This window comes from Streptomyces recifensis (genome assembly GCF_002154615.1).
GTDB classification, from domain to species: Bacteria; Actinomycetota; Actinomycetes; order Streptomycetales; family Streptomycetaceae; genus Streptomyces; species Streptomyces griseoluteus.
Window position 1 is genome coordinate 1 of the sequence record NZ_MUNH01000867.1, and the last position, 1,142, is coordinate 1,142.

The window sequence follows — 1,142 nt, forward strand, 5'->3', positions numbered from 1 at the left end:
CCGGGCCGAGGCACCGGTGCCGCAGCCGCGCGCGTGGCTGGAGGAGCATCCGGAGGACAAGGTGGCGCAGCCGGTGGCGGGAGCGGAGCGGGTGGAGCCGGCCACGCCCGCCGAGCCGGCCGGGTCCGGGCGCGCGTCGGCCGGGAGCGCGCCGCCGAGCCGCTGGCAGCGGATGTGGCGGTGGCTGCTGGGGGAGTAGGCCCCGCCGGTCAGGCGCCCGCCCACTCCGCGGGCGACGTCCACGCCTGGAGGGTGCGTCCGCTGACGAAGCGGTGCCGGGTGCCGGTCAGCGGATCGGTGAACTCCAGCCTGCGGGCCAGGAGTTGCAGGGGGCGGCGGAAGTCGCCGGGCGCGGTGGCCGGGGCCACCTCCGGGTAGAGGGGGTCGCCGAGGATGGGGACGCCGAGCGAGTTCAGGTGCACCCGGAGCTGGTGGGTCTGGCCGGTGGCGGGCAGCAGGCGGTACCGGGCCAGCCCGTCCCGCTCGCGGTGGGCGTCGATCTCCACCCGCGTCACCGCGTTCGGCTCGCCCGCCACCTCCCGCGCGGCCAGCACCCCGCGCTCCTTCAGAATCCGGCTGCGCACGGTCCGCGGCAGCTCCAGCTCCGGGTCGTGCCGGGCGACGGCCTCGTACTCCTTGTGCACCCGGCGGTCGCGGAACAGCCCTTGGTAGGCGCCGCGTTCGCCGGGGCGGACGGTGAACAGCACCAGTCCGGCGGTGAGCCGGTCCAGCCGGTGCGCGGCGCCGAGCCCGGGCAGGCCGAGGTCGTGGCGGAGGCGGGCGAGCAGGGTCTGACGGACATGGGAGCCGCGCGGGGTGGTGGCCAGGAAGTGCGGCTTGTCGGCGACGACGATGTGCTCGTCCCGGTACACCACCTCGACCGGGAACGGCACCGGCACCTCCGGCGGCAGCTCGCGGTGGAACCACACGAACATCCCCGGCCGGTACGGCGCGTCCGGCGCCACCGGCGATCCGTCGGCACCCACCACCGCCCCGGCGTGGAACATCGCCTCCACCGCGCCCGGACCGGCGCCCGTCAGCCGCGCCACCAGGTGCTCGCGCACCGTGGCCCACGCCCCGTCCACGGGCAGCCGCACCCGCACGGGGTCGACGCCCCGGCGCTGGGGGAGCGGGGCGTCGAC

At 77.4% G+C, this 1,142-nt stretch carries 2 protein-coding genes; one reads left to right on the forward strand and one right to left on the reverse strand.

Annotated features, from left to right (window positions below; genetic code table 11):
• Nucleotides 1-199, forward strand: a 199-nt coding sequence (locus CCN33_RS32410; RefSeq protein ID WP_208622005.1) for a hypothetical protein, incomplete at its 5' end; no start/stop codon positions are given.
• 10 nt (nucleotides 200-209) lie between these two features.
• On the opposite strand, the gene CCN33_RS30450 is transcribed toward CCN33_RS32410, so the two are convergent.
• Nucleotides 210-1,142 (reverse strand): pseudouridine synthase (locus CCN33_RS30450; protein WP_244173994.1); only part of this gene is annotated, 933 nt, incomplete at its 5' end.